The organism is Rubrivivax gelatinosus IL144, assembly GCF_000284255.1.
GTDB classification, from domain to species: Bacteria; Pseudomonadota; Gammaproteobacteria; order Burkholderiales; family Burkholderiaceae_C; genus Rubrivivax; species Rubrivivax gelatinosus_A.
The window spans coordinates 4,563,724-4,582,898 of the sequence record NC_017075.1; the positions used below are offsets into that span (position 1 = coordinate 4,563,724).

23 protein-coding genes and 1 tRNA gene are annotated in these 19,175 nt (G+C 71.4%); all 24 read left to right on the forward strand.

Annotation, left to right across the window (positions count from 1 at the left end; genetic code table 11):
- The first annotated feature begins 46 nt into the window (after positions 1 to 46).
- The 24 genes from RGE_RS20750 to RGE_RS20865 all read left to right on the forward strand — a co-directional run bounded on the left by RGE_RS20750 (position 47) and on the right by RGE_RS20865 (position 19,174).
- Complete coding sequence (locus RGE_RS20750; RefSeq protein WP_043784346.1) at positions 47 to 988, forward strand: polyprenyl synthetase family protein; 942 nt, start codon at positions 47 to 49, stop codon at positions 986 to 988.
- Positions 989 to 1,047: 59 nt separating this feature from the next.
- Positions 1,048 to 1,124, forward strand: a tRNA-Pro gene (locus RGE_RS20755).
- 723 nt (positions 1,125 to 1,847) lie between these two features.
- Complete coding sequence (locus tag RGE_RS20760; protein ID WP_014430442.1) at positions 1,848 to 2,399, forward strand: hypothetical protein; 552 nt, start codon at positions 1,848 to 1,850, stop codon at positions 2,397 to 2,399.
- Positions 2,400 to 2,463: 64 nt separating this feature from the next.
- The gene (locus tag RGE_RS24960; RefSeq protein WP_014430443.1) at positions 2,464 to 4,011 is read left to right on the forward strand and encodes a methyl-accepting chemotaxis protein; all 1,548 of its coding nucleotides are present in this window, start codon (positions 2,464 to 2,466) and stop codon (positions 4,009 to 4,011) included.
- A gap of 85 nt (positions 4,012 to 4,096) precedes the next feature.
- Positions 4,097 to 5,107: a sulfotransferase family protein gene (locus RGE_RS20770; RefSeq protein ID WP_014430444.1), complete on the forward strand. Its 1,011-nt coding sequence runs from the start codon at positions 4,097 to 4,099 to the stop codon at positions 5,105 to 5,107.
- Complete coding sequence (gene chrA / locus RGE_RS20775; RefSeq protein WP_014430445.1) at positions 5,107 to 6,324, forward strand: chromate efflux transporter; 1,218 nt, start codon at positions 5,107 to 5,109, stop codon at positions 6,322 to 6,324. Before RGE_RS20770 ends, chrA begins: the two co-directional genes overlap by 1 nt.
- A gap of 104 nt (positions 6,325 to 6,428) precedes the next feature.
- Positions 6,429 to 8,153: a type IV-A pilus assembly ATPase PilB gene (gene pilB / locus RGE_RS20780; protein ID WP_014430446.1), complete on the forward strand. Its 1,725-nt coding sequence runs from the start codon at positions 6,429 to 6,431 to the stop codon at positions 8,151 to 8,153.
- A 19-nt stretch (positions 8,154 to 8,172) separates the two neighbouring features.
- Positions 8,173 to 9,405, forward strand: coding sequence for a type II secretion system F family protein (locus RGE_RS20785; RefSeq protein WP_014430447.1), 1,233 nt, complete (start codon positions 8,173 to 8,175; stop codon positions 9,403 to 9,405).
- Complete coding sequence (locus tag RGE_RS20790; protein WP_014430448.1) at positions 9,402 to 10,352, forward strand: prepilin peptidase; 951 nt, start codon at positions 9,402 to 9,404, stop codon at positions 10,350 to 10,352. The genes RGE_RS20785 and RGE_RS20790 overlap by 4 nt, the downstream gene beginning before the upstream one ends.
- Positions 10,334 to 10,960, forward strand: coding sequence for a dephospho-CoA kinase (gene coaE / locus RGE_RS20795; protein ID WP_014430449.1), 627 nt, complete (start codon positions 10,334 to 10,336; stop codon positions 10,958 to 10,960). Before RGE_RS20790 ends, coaE begins: the two co-directional genes overlap by 19 nt.
- Positions 10,961 to 10,987: 27 nt before the next feature.
- A complete protein-coding gene (gene zapD / locus RGE_RS20800) occupies positions 10,988 to 11,743 on the forward strand; it encodes a cell division protein ZapD (RefSeq protein ID WP_014430450.1) in 756 nt (251 codons plus the stop codon).
- A 23-nt stretch (positions 11,744 to 11,766) separates the two neighbouring features.
- A complete protein-coding gene (locus RGE_RS20805) occupies positions 11,767 to 11,967 on the forward strand; it encodes a DNA gyrase inhibitor YacG (protein WP_014430451.1) in 201 nt (66 codons plus the stop codon).
- Between the two features lie 191 nt (positions 11,968 to 12,158).
- Positions 12,159 to 13,733, forward strand: coding sequence for a nitrogenase cofactor biosynthesis protein NifB (gene nifB, locus RGE_RS20810; RefSeq protein WP_014430452.1), 1,575 nt, complete (start codon positions 12,159 to 12,161; stop codon positions 13,731 to 13,733).
- Positions 13,734 to 13,766: 33 nt separating this feature from the next.
- Positions 13,767 to 13,961 carry a 4Fe-4S binding protein gene (locus tag RGE_RS20815; RefSeq protein ID WP_014430453.1) on the forward strand — a complete coding sequence of 65 codons (195 nt, stop codon included), beginning with the start codon at positions 13,767 to 13,769 and terminating at the stop codon, positions 13,959 to 13,961.
- A 2-nt stretch (positions 13,962 to 13,963) separates the two neighbouring features.
- The gene (locus RGE_RS20820; protein ID WP_014430454.1) at positions 13,964 to 14,350 is read left to right on the forward strand and encodes a HesB/IscA family protein; all 387 of its coding nucleotides are present in this window, start codon (positions 13,964 to 13,966) and stop codon (positions 14,348 to 14,350) included.
- 6 nt (positions 14,351 to 14,356) lie between these two features.
- Positions 14,357 to 14,941 (forward strand): hypothetical protein, encoded by a 585-nt coding sequence (locus tag RGE_RS20825; RefSeq protein WP_043784349.1) that lies wholly within the window; start codon positions 14,357 to 14,359, stop codon positions 14,939 to 14,941.
- Positions 14,938 to 15,717: a 4Fe4S-binding leucine-rich repeat protein gene (locus RGE_RS20830; protein WP_014430456.1), complete on the forward strand. Its 780-nt coding sequence runs from the start codon at positions 14,938 to 14,940 to the stop codon at positions 15,715 to 15,717. The genes RGE_RS20825 and RGE_RS20830 overlap by 4 nt, the downstream gene beginning before the upstream one ends.
- Positions 15,710 to 16,045: a nitrogen fixation protein NifZ gene (locus RGE_RS20835; protein WP_014430457.1), complete on the forward strand. Its 336-nt coding sequence runs from the start codon at positions 15,710 to 15,712 to the stop codon at positions 16,043 to 16,045. Before RGE_RS20830 ends, RGE_RS20835 begins: the two co-directional genes overlap by 8 nt.
- A gap of 9 nt (positions 16,046 to 16,054) precedes the next feature.
- Positions 16,055 to 16,312 (forward strand): nitrogen fixation protein NifZ, encoded by a 258-nt coding sequence (locus RGE_RS20840; protein ID WP_014430458.1) that lies wholly within the window; start codon positions 16,055 to 16,057, stop codon positions 16,310 to 16,312.
- Positions 16,309 to 16,668 (forward strand): DUF3024 domain-containing protein, encoded by a 360-nt coding sequence (locus RGE_RS20845; RefSeq protein ID WP_014430459.1) that lies wholly within the window; start codon positions 16,309 to 16,311, stop codon positions 16,666 to 16,668. Before RGE_RS20840 ends, RGE_RS20845 begins: the two co-directional genes overlap by 4 nt.
- Positions 16,665 to 17,822: a cysteine desulfurase family protein gene (locus RGE_RS20850; protein WP_014430460.1), complete on the forward strand. Its 1,158-nt coding sequence runs from the start codon at positions 16,665 to 16,667 to the stop codon at positions 17,820 to 17,822. Before RGE_RS20845 ends, RGE_RS20850 begins: the two co-directional genes overlap by 4 nt.
- Positions 17,823 to 17,850: 28 nt before the next feature.
- Positions 17,851 to 18,063 (forward strand): putative nitrogen fixation protein NifT, encoded by a 213-nt coding sequence (gene nifT, locus RGE_RS20855; protein WP_014430461.1) that lies wholly within the window; start codon positions 17,851 to 17,853, stop codon positions 18,061 to 18,063.
- Positions 18,063 to 18,320: a hypothetical protein gene (locus tag RGE_RS20860; RefSeq protein WP_014430462.1), complete on the forward strand. Its 258-nt coding sequence runs from the start codon at positions 18,063 to 18,065 to the stop codon at positions 18,318 to 18,320. Before nifT ends, RGE_RS20860 begins: the two co-directional genes overlap by 1 nt.
- Positions 18,321 to 18,334: 14 nt before the next feature.
- A complete protein-coding gene (locus tag RGE_RS20865; RefSeq protein WP_014430463.1) occupies positions 18,335 to 19,174 on the forward strand; it encodes an SIR2 family NAD-dependent protein deacylase in 840 nt (279 codons plus the stop codon).
- The last annotated feature ends 1 nt before the right edge of the window (position 19,175 follow it).

Here is a 19,175-nt window from a genome sequence, read left to right on the forward strand (position 1 = left end):
TCCCGTGCTTCAGACCACCGCTTCCCCTCCCAACGTCGACGACCCGATGGACGCCGCGATGCGTCAGGTCGACGCCGTCATCCGCGCCCGGCTGTCGTCGAAGGTGGCGCTGATCGACCAGATCGCCAGCTACATCATCAGCGCCGGCGGCAAACGCATGCGTCCCCGCCTGCTGCTGCTGTTCTCCGAGGCGCTGGGCTTCCGCGGCCCCGAGCGCTACGAGCTCGCGGCCGTGGTCGAGCTGATCCACACCTCGACGCTGCTGCACGACGACGTCGTCGACGAGTCCTCGCTGCGGCGCGGCCGCGCGACGGCCAACTCGATGTTCGGCAACGCCGCGGCGGTGCTGGTGGGCGACTTCCTGTACTCGCGCTCGTTCCAGATGATGGTCTCGGTCAAGAGCATGCGCGTGCTCGAGGTGCTGGCCGAGGCGACCAACGTCATCGCCGAGGGCGAGGTGCTGCAGCTGATGAACATGCACGACGCCGACCTCGCGGTCGACGAGTACCTGCGTGTCATCCGCTTCAAGACCGCCAAGCTGTTCGAGGCCAGCGCGCGCCTGGGCGCGGTACTGGCCGGCGCGTCGCCGGAGGTCGAGGAGGCCTGCGCCGACTACGGCCGCTCGCTGGGCACCGCCTTCCAGCTCGTCGACGATCTGCTCGACTACGAAGGCAACAGCGACGAACTCGGCAAGAACGTCGGCGACGACCTTCGCGAAGGCAAGCCGACGCTGCCGCTGCTGATCGCGATGGAGCGCGGCACGGCCGAGGAGCGCGAGCTGATCCGCCACGCGATCGAAAACGGCGAGCTGGAGCGCCTGGCGCAGATCATCGAGATCGTGCGCCGCACCGGGGCTCTGGAGGCCACGCGCGAGGCCGCGCAGACCCAGGCCGACATGGCCCGCGCAACGCTCGAGCTGCTGCCTGTTTCCAAAGCCCGCGAAGCTCTGCTAGAATTTTGTTTTCGCGCTGTTCACCGGTCTTCATGACCTGAGCAGCAGCGACGAAAGGCTCGACGCAAGACACGCTCTTGTGGCCGATGCCGAATCGGGGTGTAGCTTAGCCTGGTAGAGCGCTACGTTCGGGACGTAGAGGCCGGAGGTTCGAATCCTCTCACCCCGACCAGACTTCCTTCTTCACCGCAGCCCGCCGTCCTTGGACGGACACGATCGACTCGTGTCGCGGTGAGATCCCCATCGATGCCCCAGCGCCTCACGGCGGCTGGGGCATCGTGCTTTTGGGCTCGCCTCGGCTTCGCTCCGAATGCGCGGCGCAACGCCCGCCCCTGCCACCCGACCACATAACGCAAACCCGTGTGAGCGCCAATGCGCTCAGAACGCTTCGCGGCACGCCATTCGTCAGTCATTGGCCCCAGCGTCATTTCGACGCGGTCATTTAATTCCGGGCTCGGCGTCATCAATCGAGATGAAGCGAGTCTTCGTTTCGTGAAGCGATCCACTCGACGAATGAGGCGCCGAACGCGGGCGACTCAAGTTCAGCCCCGTTCGACCGAAAGCGACGCGCCCAAGCCGCACTCCCGTCACGGCCCGCGGCGCCTTGTCCAGGATCAGAGCCCACCCCGCTCGCAGCGGCCGAGCGTGACCTCTTGCGCACGGCGCGCCGAATGAACGAGAAACAAGCCGTGACAGCCAACACAATTGAGTGTCTCGCGGCTAATGCCCGCCCAATGGCGATTTCCCGCCCGGCCGGCAGATGCCACGCAAGACATCGGTCAGCGTGAAATCGTCACACCCGGAATTCGCTCAATCGAACGGCGGTTCCTGCCGATGAATGAGCATTCATTCCGGCCCGCATCGGGCCCTCACCGAAACCAATAGGAGCCCCGCCATGCACAGCTTCCGTCCCCAACGCCGCCTCGTCATCGTCGCCGCCCTGCTCGCTCTGGGTTCCGGCCTGACCGCCGCCGCGGACCTGCCGGCCGACGTCCAGGCCAAGGTCGAGCGCGCGAAGAAGCGGCTGGTCGAGATGGCGGCCGACCCGCTGCTCGTGGCCGCGGTGCGCGAGGCCAACGGCCACGACAACGGCGGCATGAACAACGGCAAGTGGGTCGACCTGAGCGACGCCGATCCGGTGGTCAAGGCCATGCTCTCCAGCAAGGCCAGCCAGCAGATCGCGAAGTGGGAGAAGTCGGAGACGACGATCAACAAGATCCTGCTGCGCGACCAGAAGGGCAACATCGTCGCCGGCAGCACCAAGCCGCTGATCTACAACAACGCCTCGCGCCCGGTGTTCGCCAACCCGATCAAGGGTCAGCCCTGGGCGGCCAACGAGATCAAGCCCGACACGACGACGCAGATCCCCAGCGTGCACGTCGCGGCCCCGGTGCTCGACGGCGGCAAGCCGATCGGCGTGATCCACGCCGGCGTCACCGCGAACTGATCGGCAGCTTCTCGCAGCTCACGGCCGAGCGCCGAGGCAACACGCCCTCTCCGAAGGAGTTCCGATGTTCAAGAACATGAAGGTTGGCGTCCGCCTGGCCCTCGGTTTCGCGACCGTGCTGGGCCTGATGGTCGTCATCAGCACGATCTCGCTGACGCGGCTGTCGGCCATCAAGGCCGATCTGGCGGCCGTCACCGGCGAGGCGCCCGAGCGCCTGGCCGGCAACCTGCGCGACCTGGCGCGCTTCCAGGGCATGGCGATCCGCGACGTCGTGCTCCAGGACGACCCGGCCTTCAAGAAGAAGGAAATCGACCAGATGCGCAAGGCGCGCGAGGACTACGACCGCACCGCCAAGGCGCTGATCGAACTGCTCGCCAGCGAACCGCAGATCAAGGCGGCCTTCGACAAGGCGCAGGTGGCGATGGCTGCCACGCGCGCCCCGGCCGAGAAGGCGGTCGAGCGCTCGATGTCCGACGATCTCGCCGGCGCCGCCGAAGTGGTGCGTTCCGAGCTGCGCCCGGCGCAGCTGGCGCACATCGCGGCGCTGGGCGAAGTGGTCGAGGCGATCAAGGAGTCGTCGCGCCAGCGCAATCTGGCCGCCGACGAGGCCTACAAGCGCGCGGTCGCGCTGATCATCGGCCTGGCGACCACGGCTCTCGTGCTGGGCAGCGTCGTCGCCTGGCGCATCCAGCGCAGCATCACGCGGCCGCTGGAGCAGGCCGTCGAGGTGGCGCAGGCCGTCGCCGAGGGCGACCTGACGCGGCGCATCGAGGTCGACGCGCAGGACGAAGTCGGCCGCGTGCTGAACGCGCTGGAGACGGTCAACGCCAACCTGAGCCGCACGATGAACCAGGTGCGCCAGGCGGCCGAAACGCTGCAGACGGCGTCCGAGGAGATCGCCACCGGCACCGCCGACCTGAGCCAGCGCACCGAGCAGCAGGCCTCGAACCTGCAGCAGACCGCGGCGTCGATGGACCAGCTGAACTCCACGGTGCGCAACAACACCGACACCGCGCGCGCGGCGGCGCAGATGGCCGGCTCGGCCAGCGCCGCGGCCACGCGCGGCGGCGAGGTCGTCACCGAGGTCGTCAGCACCATGCACGAGATCACCGAGAGCTCGCGCAAGATCGCCGACATCATCGGCGTCATCGACGGCATCGCCTTCCAGACCAACATTCTGGCGCTCAACGCCGCCGTCGAAGCGGCACGTGCCGGCGAGCAGGGCCGCGGCTTCGCGGTCGTCGCCGGCGAGGTGCGCAGCCTGGCCCAGCGCAGCGCCGGCGCGGCGCGCGAGATCAAGGCCCTGATCGGCAACTCGGTCGAGAAGGTCGAGGCCGGCTCGCGCCTCGTCGCCGACGCCGGCAGCACGATGACCGAGATCGTCACCCAGGTGCAGCGCGTCTCGCAGCTGATCCAGGAGATCAGCCAGGCCACCGTCGAGCAGACCAGCGGCATCGGCCAGGTCAACGACGCCGTGACCCAGCTCGATCAGGTGACCCAGCAGAACGCCGCACTGGTCGAGCAGACGACCGCGGCCACCGAGAGCCTGAAGCAACAGGCCCAGACGCTGGTCGACGCGGTGCGCGTCTTCCGCGTCACGACGACTGCCTGACACCAGGGGGCGGTCTTTCCATCGGGCGCGGCCACGGCGCGGGCTGCGCCCGTACGACATTGCGCCGTCATCGGAGAGCCCCCTCGTGAAGATCTTCATGGTCGGAACCCAGCGTTCCGGATCCAACCTGCTGCGCCTGATGCTCAACCAGGCGCCCAGCCTCGCGGCGCCGCATCCGCCGCACGTCCTCGAACGTTTCGCGCCGCTGATGTCGCTGTACGGCGACCTCCAGGACGACAGCGCCTTCGAGGCCCTGGTCGACGACGTCGCCCGCCTCGTCGAGGCCAACCCGGTGCCCTGGCCGGTGACGCTGGAGCGTGCCGACCTGCGCCGCCGCTGCCGCGAGCGCAGCCTGGTCGCCGTCTTCGGCGCCGTGATGGACCGCATGGCCGAGGCCGCCGGCAAGCCCGACTGGGTGTGCAAGTCGCTGGCCAACGTGCACTTCCTGCCCGAGATCGAACGCTATTTCGGCGACGACGCGCGTTACCTCTACCTGTACCGCGACGGGCGCGACGTCTGCCTGTCGTTCATGAAGGCCGTGGTCGGCGAGAAGACCGCCTACCACGTCGCCCGCCAGTGGCACGCCGAGCAGCAGCTGGCGCTGGCCTGCGGCCGGCGCGTGCCGTACGACCGCTTCCTGGCCCTGTCCTACGAGTCGCTGACCTCCGCCCCCGAGCCGGCGCTGCGCCGCCTGTGCGCCTGGCTGGGCATCGAGTTCCACTCCTCGATGCTGGACTACCACGGCTCCGAGGAAGCCGACCGCACGGCCTCGTCGGGCCGCATGTGGGAGAACGTGCGCAAGCCGGTGATCGCCGGCAACAGCCGCAAGTGGCGCACGCAGATGGGCGAGGACGAGATCATCGACTTCGAGTCGGTGGCCGGCGGCTCGCTGGCCGAACTCGGCTACGAGCTGGAGTTCGTCGGCCGCAGCCGCGAGGCGCGGCGCTACGATGAGGCGGCGCTGGCCACGCTGGACGCCGAGAACCGCCGGCGCAAGGCCCAGGCCCGCGAGACGCTGCCGCCGGCCGACGCCGCGGCCCGCAAACCGCAGGAGGACCTGCTGGCCGAGATCCGCCGCCGCGCCGTCACCGCCTGATGCCCGACACCCGCCAAGCCTCCGTCCCGGCCGCGCCGCCGGGCTACAGCGCGCCGCGCCTGTTCGCCGACTGCGCCGTGCTCGGCCTCACCGCCTGGGGCGGCTTCATGGCGCTGCTGGCCCAGGCACAGCAGCGTTTCGTGAACCGCCGCGGCTGGATCGCCGAGAAGGACTTCCTCGATCTGATCGCGCTGGTGGCGATGCTGCCCGGGCCGCAGGCGGTCAACGCGCTGGCGGTGATGGGCCACCGCCTCGGCGGCTGGCTGGGCTTCGCGGCGGCACTCGCCGGCATCGTGCTGCCGAGCTTCGTGATCCTGGTCGCGCTGTGGGCCGGTTACGCGGCGCTGGCCGGACATCCGGCACTGCTGCGGGCGGTCATCGTCGGCGTGCTGCCGCCGCTGGCGATGATCCTCGCCCAGACGGCCTGGAACCAGGCCAAGAAGGCGACGCCAGCGCCGCGCGACAAGGCGCTGGCGGTGGCCGCGGCGGTGGCGCTGCTGGCGTTGCCGTTCTGGTCGGCGTCGATCCTGGTGCTGGCCGCAGGCGGCCTGGTGAGCCGGCTCTTCTGGCCGGCGCCGCCGGCCGCGCCGGCGCCCACCAGCCCGGCAATGGCGCCGTCGCGCATCCTGCTGTGCCTGGCGCCGGCGGCGCTGGCGCTGTTCCAGCTGGTGCCGGCGCTGCTGCCGCAGGACACGGTGGCGCGCCTGGCGCTGGCCTTCGGCGGCATCGCGACGACGCTGTTCGGCGGCGCGCTGGTGATGGTGCCGCTGCTCGAAGGCCTGATCGTCGACCGCCTGGGCTGGCTGGACCACGCCGGCTTCACCGCCGGGCTGGCCGCCAGCCAGCTGACGCCGGGGCCCATCGTCGGCATCGCGACCTTCACCGGCATGGAGATCGCCGGCCTCGCCGGCGCGCTGGCGGCGACGATCGGCGTCTACACGCCGACGGCCGTCATCGCCGTCGGCGTCGACGGTGCGGCCGACCGGCTGCGCGGCCAGCGCGGCTTCCAGCACGCGATGATCGGCGTGCGCTGCGCCGTCGTCGGCCTGATCGCCGGCGCGGCGGCAACGCTGTGGTGGAAGCTGCCGCTGGCCGCCCAGCCGCTGGCCTGCGCGCTGATGACGCTGGCCGCGGCGCTGCTGGTGCTGCGCTGGCGCCAGCCGCCCTATGTGACGATCCCGGCCGGCGTGGCGCTGGCGGCCCTGCTGCTGGGCTGATCAAAGACGGTCACAAACGCCGGCGCAGCGGCCGTTGTTCGGCGTTTACAGGGGGGGGCGTATCGGCGATGATCGTCCGGTTATGCCCTGCCCGGACTGAACGCATGCCCGCCGACACCACCGTCGAGACACAGCAGACCGCGCTGTCCGGCGTCGCCCGGGTCCTGGTGCACGCCGGCAAGCTCAACGCGCGCACCGCCGAGGACCTGGCGCGCAGCGCGCGCGAGCGCAAGACCAGCTTCGTCTCGGCCGTCGTCGCCGCCGGGGCGCTCAAGCCCGACGAGCTGGCGCACGCGCTGTCGGGCGCGCTGGCCCTGCCGCTGCTGGACCTCAACGCGGTCGACCTGCAGAAGCTGCCGCGCAACCTGCTCGACGCCAAGACGGCGACGCAGTACCAGGTCATCGTGCTCGGCCGGCGCGGCAACCGGCTGTTCATCGGCGCGGCCGACCCCACCGACCAGGAAGCCGTCGAGCGCATCAAGTTCGCCACCCAGCTGACCCCGGAGTGGGTCATCGTCGAGTACGACAAGCTGATGCGCCAGCTCGACGTCCAGGGCCAGAGCGCCAACGACGTGCTCGAGTCCCTGGCCGGCGAGGACTTCGACTTCGACGTCAGCGACGACACGACGACGACCGCCGCCGAGGCCGAGGTCTCGACCGAAGTCGAGGACGCGCCGGTCGTGCGCTTCCTGCAGAAGATGCTGATCGACGCGATCAACGCCCGCGCCTCCGACCTGCACTTCGAGCCCTACGAATACAACTACCGGGTGCGCTTCCGCATCGACGGCGAGCTGCGCGAGATCACCCAGCCGCCGATCGCCATCAAGGACAAGCTCGCCTCGCGCATCAAGGTCATCTCGCGCATGGACATCGCCGAGAAGCGGGTCCCGCAGGACGGCCGGATGAAGCTGAAGTTCGGCAGCAAGGCGATCGACTTCCGCGTCAGCACGCTGCCCACGCTGTTCGGCGAGAAGGTCGTGATCCGGATCCTGGACCCTTCGTCGGCGCGCCTGGGCATCGAGGCCCTGGGCTACGAGAAGATCGAGAAGGACCGCCTGATGGCCGCGATCCAGCGGCCCTACGGCATGATCCTCGTCACCGGCCCGACCGGCAGCGGCAAGACGGTGTCGCTCTACACCTGCCTGAACATCCTCAACCAGCCGGGCGTGAACATCGCCACCGTCGAGGATCCGGCCGAAATCAACCTGCCGGGCATCAACCAGGTCAACGTCAACGACAAGGCGGGGCTGACCTTCGCCGCGGCGCTGAAGGCCTTCCTGCGCCAGGACCCGGACATCATCATGGTCGGCGAAATCCGCGACCTGGAGACCGCCGACATCGCGATCAAGGCGGCGCAGACCGGCCACCTGGTGATGAGCACGCTGCACACCAACGACGCGCCGACGACGCTGACGCGGCTGCTGAACATGGGCGTGGCGCCGTTCAACATCGCCGCCAGCGTGCTGTTGATCACCGCGCAACGCCTGGCGCGCCGTTTGTGTGAAGTCTGCAAGAAACCGGCGGACTATCCGCGCGAGGCGCTGCTCAAGGCGGGGTATACCGACGCCGATCTGGACGGAAGCTGGAAGCCGTATCGTGCGGTCGGCTGCTCCGCCTGCAACAACGGCTACAAGGGCCGCGTCGGCATCTACCAGGTGATGCCGATCACCGAGGCCATCCAGCGCGTCATCCTCTCCGAGGGCACCGCGCTGGACATCGCCGAGCAGGCGCAGCGCGAGGGCGTGCGCGACCTGCGCCAGTCCGGTCTGGTGAAGGTGCGCCTGGGCGTCACCTCGCTGGAAGAAGTCATCACCGTCACCAACGAATAACCGCCTCCCGACACGATCCATGGCCACAGCAGCATCCGCCGCGCGCGCCAAGAGCGCCGCCAAGGAACAGATCTTCGAGTGGGAGGGCAAGGACAAGAACGGCAAGCTCGTGCGCGGCGAGATCCGCGCCGGGGGCGAGGCCGTCGTCAACGCCAGCCTGCGCCGCCAGGGCATCCTGGTCACCAAGGTCAAGAAGCGCCGCACCAGCGGCGGCCGCTCGATCAAGCAGAAGGACATCGCGATCTTCACGCGCCAGCTGGCGACGATGATGAAGGCCGGCGTGCCGCTGCTGCAGGCCTTCGACATCGTCGCGCGCGGGGCGTCCAACCCGCGCATGACCAAGCTGCTGACGGACATCCGCTCGGACGTCGAGACCGGCACCAGCCTGTCGGCCGCGTTCCGCAAGCACCCGATGTACTTCGACGCGCTGTACTGCAACCTGATCGAAGCCGGCGAGGCCGGCGGCATCCTGGAAGCGCTGCTCGAGCGCCTGGCGATCTACCAGGAGAAGACGATGGCGCTGAAGCAGAAGATCAAGTCGGCGCTGATGTACCCGGTGGCGGTCATCGTCGTCGCCTTCATCGTGCTGACGGTCATCATGATCTTCGTGATTCCGGCGTTCAAGGAGGTCTTCCGCTCCTTCGGCGCCGACCTGCCGGCGCCGACGCTGTTCGTGATCGCGCTGTCCGAGTTCTTCGTCAGCTGGTGGTGGGTGATCTTCGGCCTGATCTTCGGCGGCACCTACTTCTTCCTGCAGTCCTGGAAGCGCTCGGAGAAGATGCAGATGGTCATGGACCGGCTGCTGCTGCGCCTGCCGATCTTCGGCACGCTGATCGAGAAGTCGGTGATCGCGCGCTGGACGCGCACGCTGGCGACGATGTTCGCCGCCGGCGTGCCGCTGGTCGAGGCGCTCGACTCGGTCGGCGGCGCCTCGGGCAACGCCGTCTACGCCCGGGCCACCGAGCAGATCCAGAAGGACGTCTCCACCGGCTCGGCGCTGACCACCTCGATGACCGCGACCTCGGTCTTCCCGACGATGGTGCTGCAGATGTCGGCCATCGGCGAGGAATCCGGCTCTCTGGACCACATGCTGGGCAAGGCCGCCGAGTTCTACGAGGAAGAGGTCGACGACATGGTCAAGGGCCTGTCGAGCCTGATGGAGCCCTTCATCATCGTCATCCTGGGCGTGCTGATCGGCGGCATCGTGGTCTCGATGTACCTGCCGATCTTCAAGCTGGGCGCCGTCGTTTGATCCCCGCCGACTGGAGCGCGGCGCTGCCGCTGGACCTGCTGCTGAGCCCCTGGCTGCTGGCCCTGTTCGGGCTGGCGGTGGGCAGCTTCCTCAACGTCGTCATCCACCGCGTGCCGCTGATGCTGGAACGCCAGTGGTGGGCCGACGTCGCCGGCCAGCTGACCGACCGCGACTCGTTCCGCCGCGTCTTCGGCGGCGACGCGCCGGCCGGGCTGGCCCAGGCCGGGCTCGGCCTGGAGAAGAAGCTCGACGGCCTGGCGCCGCTGACGATCGCGCGCCCGCGCTCGCGCTGCCCGTCCTGCGGCCACGCCATCCGCTGGTACGAGAACGTTCCGCTGGTGAGCTGGCTGGCGCTGCGCGGCCGCTGCTCGGCCTGCCAGGCGCGCATCTCGGCCCGTTACCCGCTGGTCGAGCTGGCGACCGCGGCGCTGTTCGGCATCGTCGCCTGGCGCCTGGGCGCGCAGCCGGCGGTGCTGCTGTGGTGCGGCGCCGTCGCCGTGCTGCTGGCGCTGGCGCTGATCGACTGGGACACGACGGTGCTGCCCGACGGCCTGACGCTGCCGCTGCTGTGGGCCGGGCTGGCCGCCACCGCGCTCGGCTGGCTGCCGGGGCAGACGCTGGGCGAGGCGATCGCCGGCGCCGCCGTCGGCTACCTCTCGCTGTGGTCGGTCTATTGGCTGTTCAAGCTCGCCACCGGCAAGGAAGGCATGGGCTACGGCGACTTCAAGCTGCTGGCCGCGCTCGGCGCCTGGCTGGGCTGGCAGGCCATCGTGCCGATCGTGCTGATGGCCTCGGTCATCGGCGCCGTCGTCGGCCTGGGCATGAAGGCCACCGGCTCGCTGCGCGAAGGCCGCTTCGTGCCTTTCGGGCCCTTCCTGGCCGGCGGCGGCCTCGTCGTGCTGCTGGCCGGCCGCGAGACCGTGCTCTCGTGGATCGGCTGGGCCTGACGCCCCGGCCGCGCCGCTTCGGCCTGACCGGCGGCATCGGCAGCGGCAAGAGCACCGTCGCGACGCTGCTGGCCGGGCTCGGCGCCGTCATCGTCGACACCGACGCCATCGCGCGCGAACTCACCGCCCCTGGCGGCGCCGCGCTGCCGGCGCTGGCCGCGGCTTTCGGGCCGGAGATCGTCGGCAGCGACGGCGCGATGGACCGCGAACGCATGCGCGCCATCGCCTTCGCCGACCCCGGCGCAAAACGCCGGCTCGAGGCCGTGCTGCACCCGATGATCGGCGCCGAGGCGCTGGCGCGCGCCGCGGCCGCCGGCGAGGCGCCGGTCGTCTTCGACGTGCCGCTGCTCGCCGAATCGGCGCACTGGCGCGCGCGCTGCGACCGCATCCTCGTCGTCGACTGTCGCGAGGAGACCCAGGTCGAGCGCGTGAAACGCCGCTCGGGCTGGAGCGAAGAGGCCGTTCGCCGCGTCATCGCCCAGCAAGCGGCACGCGCCGCGCGCCGGCGCATCGCCGACGCGGTGATCTTCAATGACGGGATGGCGCTCGGGGAACTGGCCGCCGAAGTCCGGGCGCTGTGGGCGCTGTGGAACAATGGGCCGCACTGAGCATTCCCTCCACGAAGAGCGCCCCCTTTGGTCCTGTACGAGTACCCGTTCAACGAGGGCATCCGCACGATGCTGCGGCTCGAGCACCTGTTCGACCGGCTCGGGCAGCTCGTCGCGCGCGACGCGCCGGTGGACCACCACTTCGCGCTGGCGACGATCTTCGAGATCATGGACGTCGCCTCGCGCGCCGACCTCAAGAGCGACCTGCTCAAGGAGCTGGAGCGCCACCGCGCCCAGCTGCAGTCCTACCGCGGCAACCCGCACATCTCCGAAGCCGCGCTCGACCAGATCGTCGGCCGCATCGACCACGCTTTCGACGGCCTGAACCAGCTGCAGGGCAAGGCCGGCCAGGCGCTGCAGAGCAACGACTGGCTGATGGGCATCCGCAGCCGCATCGGCATCCCGGGCGGCACCTGCGAGTTCGACCTGCCCTCGTACTACGCCTGGCAGCAGCTCGACCCGGCCAAGCGCCGCGCCGACCTGATGGGCTGGATCGCGACGCTGTCGCCGCTGGCCGAGGCGCTGCAGGTGCTGCTGGGCCTGCTGCGCGACAGCGGCGCGCCGCAGCGTGTCGTCGCCGCCGGCGGCCAGTACCAGCAGAGCCTGCCGGCCGGCCGCACCTACCAGCTGATGCGCGTGCGCCTGGACGGCGCCGACGGCCTGGTGCCCGAGATGACCGGCCACCGGCTGATGGTCGGCGTGCGCCTGATGCGCCCCGACGCCGACGGCCGGCTGCGCCTGGCCGCCGAGGACCGCGACTTCGAGCTCACGCTCTGCGCCTGACCCGTTTCCCGTTCGTTTTCGCCGTGACCGCTCCCCGCCTCGTCCCCTGCCCCGCCTGCAAGAAGCCGACGCCGTACGCGCCGGAGAACCGCTGGCGCCCGTTCTGCAGCGAACGCTGCCGCAGCATCGACCTGGGCGCCTGGGCCAGCGAGAGCTACCGCGTCGCCGCCGAGGCGCCGCCCGACGCCGGCGAAGACACGCCGGCCACGCCGCCGGCCCACTGAGGCGGGACGGGCGAGGCCGGAAGGCCTCGCTCGCCAGACACAGGCCCGAGCTGAGGCCCGCGCTGTCGGTTTTGTCGCGAAGAGCACAGCCGACCGACGCCCGACACCCTCCGCAAGTCCTTGATCCGTAAGGGATCGGGGCATGGCACGGCTCTCGCAGTGCGCGCTCGTCCTCAACCGACGGGCCCGCCATGAGCCACACAGCCTTCATCTCGATCGGTGACCTGCGCCGCGGTCGGCCCGCCCTCGGCGACGCCGCGCCCGCCGGCGCTGGCGGCTGCAGCAGCAGCGGCGGCGCCGGCAAGTCCAGCTGCGGCTCCTCGGCCGGCCCCGAGGACATGCCGGCCGAGATCTGGGACAAGGTCAAGAACCATCCCTGCTACTCCGAGGAAGCGCACCACCACTTCGCGCGCATGCACGTCGCGGTCGCCCCGGCCTGCAACATCCAGTGCCACTACTGCAACCGCAAGTACGACTGCAGCAACGAGAGCCGCCCGGGCGTCGTCAGCCAGAAGCTGACGCCCGAGCAGGCGGTGAAGAAGGTGCTGGCGGTGGCCAGCGCGATCCCGCAGATGACGGTGCTGGGCATCGCCGGCCCCGGCGACTCGCTGGCCAACCCGAAGAAGACCTTCGAGACCATGCGCCTGCTGCAGCAGCACGCGCCGGACATCAAGCTCTGCCTGTCGACCAACGGCCTGGCGCTGCCCGACTGGGTCGACGAGATCGTCAAGTACAACGTCGACCACGTCACGATCACGATCAACATGGTCGACCCGGCCGTGGGCGAGAAGATCTACCCCTGGATCTTCCACGACCACCGCCGCATCACCGGCCTGGAAGCGGCGCGCATCCTGCACGAGCGCCAGATGCTCGGCCTGGAGATGCTCACCGCGCGCGGCGTGCTCACCAAGATCAACTCGGTGCTGATCCCGGGCGTCAACGACGAGCACCTGATCGAGGTGAACCGGGCGGTCAAGGCGCGTGGCGCCTTCCTGCACAACATCATGCCGCTGATCTCGGAGCCCGAGCACGGCACCTTCTACGGCCTCACCGGCCAGCGCGGCCCGACGGCGCAGGAGCTGAAGGCGGTGCAGGACGCCTGCGCCGGCGGCGCCAACCTGATGCGCCACTGCCGCCAGTGCCGCGCCGACGCCGTCGGCATGCTCGGCGAGGACCGCAGCGACGAGTTCACGCTGGAGAAGATCGAGGACCTGGCCGTCGTCTACGACCTGGACAAGCGCCGCGCCTACCAGCAGCAGGTCGAGCTGCAGCGCCAGGCCCAGCACCAGGCCAAGGTCGACGCGCTGGCCGAGGCCTTCGACGCCGGGCTGGCCGACGACGGGCTGAAGGTGCTGGTCGCCGTCGCCAGCGAGAGCCAGGGCCTGGTCAACCAGCACTTCGGCCACGCCACCGAGTTCCAGATTTACGAGGTCGGCGCCGGTGCCGCGACTTTCGTCGGCCACCGCCGCGTCGACCTGTACTGCCAGGGCGGCTACGGCGAGGACGAGCAGCTGCCGTCCATCGTCCAGGCGCTGGCCGACTGCCACGCGGTGCTGGTCGCCAAGATCGGCGCCTGCCCGCGTGACGAGCTGAAAGCCGCCGGCATCGAGCCGGTGGACCGCTACGCCCACGAGTTCATCGAGAAGGCCGCGCTGGCCTGGTTCGCCGACTACCGCGAACGCATCGCCAGCGGCGCCGTCGTCCACCAGCCGCGCGGCGACGCGCGCATCCGCCAGGGCGCCTTCACCGGCACCGCGGCGGCCTGACCCCCGCTAGTCCCGCCCCACGAGGAGAACCCCATGGCCCTGAAGATCATCGCCTCCATGTGCTCCGGCTGCTCGGCCTGCGAAGCCGAATGCCCGAACAACGCCATCCGCGAAAAGGGCGGCACCTTCATCATCGACCCGGCCAAGTGCACCGAGTGCGAAGGCCACTTCGACGCCCCGCAGTGCATCGCCGTCTGCCCCGTCGACAACTGCATCAAGAAGGTCTGACGATGGGCGCGGCGAACGTCGTCGTCACCCCGGCCGCCGAGAAGTTCATGCGGCGCCTGCTGCGCTTCTCGGAGCACCCGGCCGGCGGCTTCCGGCTGACGGTGACGCCGGGCGGCTGCTCGGGGCTGTCGAGCAGCTTCAGCCTCGACGCCGCGCCGCAGGACGGCGACGCGGTGCTCGACGTCAACGGCCTGCGCGTCTTCCTGCCGGCGGCCAGCGCCGCGCTGCTGGACGGCGTGACGGTGGACTTCGCCGACACGCCGACCTCCAGCGGCCTGCGTTTCCACGACCCGAAGCAGGCCGCCTGCGGCTGCTCCAGCGCCGGCGCGGCGCCGCCGGCGCAGGCCAGCGTGTCGCTGGACTCGCTGCGCCGCATCAGCCGCGCCTAGGTGGGCATGGAAATGACGGCCGACGGCTTCGACGACGCGGTGCTCGGCCGCGGCCTCGACGCCGCCGCCGAGACCGCGCTGGCCGAGGCCGGCCGGCTGCGCAGCCTGGACCCGCCCGGCGCGATGGCCGCGCTGATGCGCGCCCAGGCGCTGGCGCCGGGGCATCCGGCGGTGCTGATCGCCTTCTACCGCCACCACTTCTTCGGCCACCGCCCGGCCGCGGCGCGCGACGTCGCACGCCGCGCGCTGGTCGTCGCGGCGCGTGCGCTGGGCCTGCCGACGGTCTGGCGCGAACTGCCGCGCCAGCCGCTGCCCGGCGCCCGCGGCGACGCCGGCACACGCTTCCTGCTCTTCCTGCTGAAGGGCTACGCCTACCTCAGCCTGCGCCTGGACGACCCGCTGGAGGCGCGCGACGCACTCGCCGTGCTGCGCGCGCTGGACCCGGAGGACTGCGTCGGCGGCGCCTTGCTGGAGGCCGTGCGCGTGCGTGCGCTGGTCGGCGAGGACCCCGACGCCGACGGCCTGCCGCCGGTCACGGGCGCTGCCGCCTGGGCGCGTGCCACGGGCGAGAGCGCGGGAACGCCACGATGAACGCCCCCGAGCGCGCCTGGAGCGACATCCCCGCCCGCCGCTGGGATGGCCAGGCCATCGACTGCGCCGCCTGCCCGCACAGCACGCTGCACGCCGCCGGCGGCTGCGAGCCCGGCCACGCCTGCCTGCAGGACGCCTACGCGCGCCGCATCGACCGCTTCCTGCGCCGCCACCCCGGCTTGGCCAACGGCTCGCTGGGCCATCCGTACTTCGAGGTGCGTGCGATCGCCGCGCGCCATGCCGACGTCTTCCACCTGCCGGCGCTGATGGCCGACCCCGACGAGACGGTGCGCCTGCAGGCCGCGTCTCGCCTGCCGCAGCGCCTGCTGGGCCGGCTGCGCGACGACCCGCAGCGCGAGGTGCGCATCCGCGTCGCCCAGCGCCTGGCCGAAGCCGAGCTGCCGACGCTGATGCACGACCCCGATTACGAGGTGCGCGCCACCGTCGCGCGCCGCCTGCCCGGGGCCCTGCTGCCGCTGATGATGGGCGACGCCGACCTGCAGGTGCGGCGCATCGTCGCCGAACGCGTGACGATGCCGGCGCTGTGGCGCCTGGCCGAGGACCCGGCGCCCGAGGTGCGCCGCATCGCCGCCGAGCGCCTGCCGGCCGCGCTGCTGGAGCCGCTGGCACGCGACGAGGACTGGCTGGTGCGCCATACCGCCGCCGGCCGCGCCGTCGGCGAGCTGCTGCAGCGCCTGCTGCTCGACGCCGAGCCGCTGGTGCGCGAACGCGCCGCCGAACGCCTGCAGGAACTGGAGGACCGCCGCCATGGCTGACATCGTGCGCGACGACGACGAGGTCGAACTCGCGGGGCCGCCGCGCTTCGAGATCGGCGAACGTGTCGCCGCCCGCGTCAAGGTGCGCAACGACGGCACTTACGGCGGCCGCGACATCGGCGAGGTGCTCGTCGAGCGTGGCGACGTCGGCTACGTGCGCTCGGTCGGCAGCTTTCTGCAGCAGTACTACATCTACGCCGTCGAGTTCGTCGCCAGCGGCCAGCAGGTCGGCATGCGCGCGAAGGAGCTGTGCACGCTCGACCGGCTACCGCCCGAGGTGCTGGCCCGGCTGGGCGAGCGCGCCGGGCAACTCGACGACCTGCGCTGAGGACCCACGATGCTCGATCCCCGCCTGCCGCGCTACCAATGGGGCCAGGAAGTCCTGGCCGCCGTCGACCTCTACAACGACGGCTCGGTGCCCGAAGCCGAAGAGGACCAGTTGCTGATCGTGCAAGGCGGCCCGGGCGAGATCGTCCAGGTCGGCCACCACGCCGAGGCCAACGTGCCGCTGTACATGGTCGACTTCGGCCTGTGCGTGCTCGGCTGCCTCGAGGAGGAGATCGTGCCGGTCACCGGGGCCGAGGCCGGCGGATGAACGCCGCCGTGCGCCGCCCGCCCGTCGAGCGCGGCCCGCGTGCCGCCGTCGTCGCGCTGGACGCGGCGCGCATCGAGCGTGCGCTGGCCGTGCGCAGCCGCTACCGCTACGTGCGCCCGCGCCTGGTGGCCGAAGGCGCCGGCTGGAAGATCCTCAGCGCCAACTGCTCGCGCAAGGTCGACCCCGAGGGCGGCGAGATCGCCATCGCCTGGTTCGAGCCCGACGCCGGCGGCCGCTGGCGGCTGCACGCGCGCGACCACGTCGAGGGCCGCTGGACGCTGGTCGGCGAAGGCCTGACGCTGGACGCCGCGCTGGCCCAGGTCTGCCACGACGAGACGCGGGTCTTCTGGCCGTGAGCGTCTACCTGGACCACAACGCGACCACCGCGCCGGCGCCCGAAGCCGTCGCGGCGATGCTGCACGCGCTCGAAGTCGCCTGGGCCAACCCCTCGTCGACGCACGAGCCCGGCCAGCAGGCGCGCCGGCTGCTGGCCGAGGCCCGTAGCCGGGTCGCCACCTTCCTCGGCTGCCAGCCCTCGGAGCTGGTCTTCACCAGCGGCGCGACCGAAGCCAACCACACGGCCGTGCACGCCGCGCTGGCGGCGACACGCGGCATCGGGCGCCAGCGGCTCGTGCTCAGCAGCGTCGAACACCCGGGCCTGATGGCGCTGGCCGCACGGCTGGAGGCCGAGGGCGTGCCGGTGACACGCCTGCCGGTCGACGCCGACGGCCGCGTCGACCTGGCCGCGGCGCGCGAGGCGATCGGCGCCGACGTCGCGCTGGTCAGCGTGATGGGCGCCAACAACGAGACCGGCGTGCTGATGCCGGTGGCCGAGCTGGCCGAGCTGGCGCACGCCGCCGGCGCCCGGATGCACGTCGACGCGACGCAGCTCGCCGGCAAGGCGGCGCTGGACTTCGCCGCGCTGGGCGCCGATCTGATGAGCGTCTCGGCGCACAAGCTGCACGGGCCCAAGGGCGTCGGCGCGCTCGTCGTGCGCAAGGGCTTCGCGCTGGCGCCGCTGCTGGCCGGGCGCCAGGAGCGCCACCGCCGCGGCGGCACCGAGAACCTGCCCGGCATCGCCGGCTTCGCCGCCGCCTGCGACCGCGCCGCGGCGACGCCGGCCGCCGACATCGAACGCATCGCCGCGCTGCGCGACCGGCTGGAAGCCAGCTGCGCCACCCTGCCCGGCGTGCAGGTCTACGGCCGGCGCGTCGCGCGTGTGGCCAACACCTGCTGCCTGCGTTTCGGCACGCTGGACGCCGAACTCGTGCTCGGCCGGCTGGAGCGCGCCGACGTCGTCGCCTCGTCGGGCGCGGCCTGCGCCGCCGGCGGCACGCAGCCTTCGCACGTGCTGCTGGCGATGGGCGAACCGTCGGCGCATGCGCGCGCCGCGCTGCGTTTCTCGCTCGGCCGCGACAGCACCGACGCCCACGTGCAGCAGGCGCTGGCCGCCGTGCACGCCGCCGTCGCCCCCTTGCTGCAGGACGCCGTGGCGGCGGCCTGCCCCTGAATCCACGATTCCACGACTGGAGCCGACGATGAAAGTGATGATGCGCCGCAATTCCGCCGGGGTCCTCTCGGCCTACGTGCCCAAGAAGGACCTGGAGGAGCCCGTGGTCGCGCAGGAGAAGCCGGGCCTGTGGGGCGGCACCGTGACGCTGGGCAACGGCTGGGTGCTGTCTCTGCCCGAGATGGCCGAGACGACGACGCTGCCGATCACCGTCGAAGCCAAGAAGCTGGTGGAGGACTGATGGACGCCGCCACGCTCGCCGACGCGCTGGCGCTGGCCGAGGCGGCGCCCGACCTGCGTGCCGCCGCCACGCGGCTGCGCGAGCGCCTGGCGCCGCTGCGGGTCAGCGTCGTCGACGCCGTCGACCTGCGCGACGAGACGCCGGCCGCCGCCGGCGAACGCTGCGCGCTGTTTCTCGGCGCTTCCGACGGCCACTGCTGGCAGGTCACCGCCGACCCGGCGCAGGCCGCCGCCGTCTTCGTCGCCGCACGGCGCTGAACCGGAGAACCGCGATGAGTCACACGACGATCGACACGCTGCCCGAGGCCGTCGCCACCGGCCTGGTCGCCGGCACGCTGTGCCCCTACCTCGGCCCCGGGCTGCTGGCGCTGTGCGACGGCGCGCGGCCGCCGGCCGACACGCTGGCACTGGCGGCGGTGCTGACGGCGCGCGTCTCGGTGCCGGCCAAGATCCGCAACCGGCTCACCGCCGCGGCGCAGTTCATCGAGAACTTCAAGCACCGCAAGACGCTGGTCAACGCGATGGACCAGGCCTTCGCCGCGCCGGCCGCGCCGTCGGCGCTGCACCGCTGGCTGGCGGCGCTGCCGGCGCCGCTGATCGTCGACTGCTGGTACGACGACACGCTGCGCCGCGCGCTCGCCGCTCGCGAGGACTGGGCCGAGGTGCAGGGCCTGTCGCAGAGCGAACACTTCGGCACCTGGACCGGCTGGTACGGCGCCGACGGCAGCGCCGCCGACGCGCCGCTGGAGCCGCGCACCGTGTTCTACAAACCCTGGGGCGCTCGCTCGCCGGCGTCGAACTACCTGATCTCGGACTCCGACTTCGTCGAGGTGCTGACCGAGATCGACATCCAGACGCCGATCCCGGCCGTCGTGCAGCAGCGCCGCGCGGCGCTGGGTTTCGTCTTCCTCGGCTGCCGCTTCGACGACCAGCTGCCGCGTGCCTTCGCGCGCCAGGTGATGAAACGCAGCGCCGGGCCGCACTACGCCGTGCTGCCCGAGCCGCCGACCCGCATGGAGCAGCGTTTCCTGGACGAGCAGGGCATCGTGCGCATCGCGCTGCCGCTGGCCGAGGTGGCCGAGGCGCTGACCGGCGTGCCGCAGCCGGCCTGAG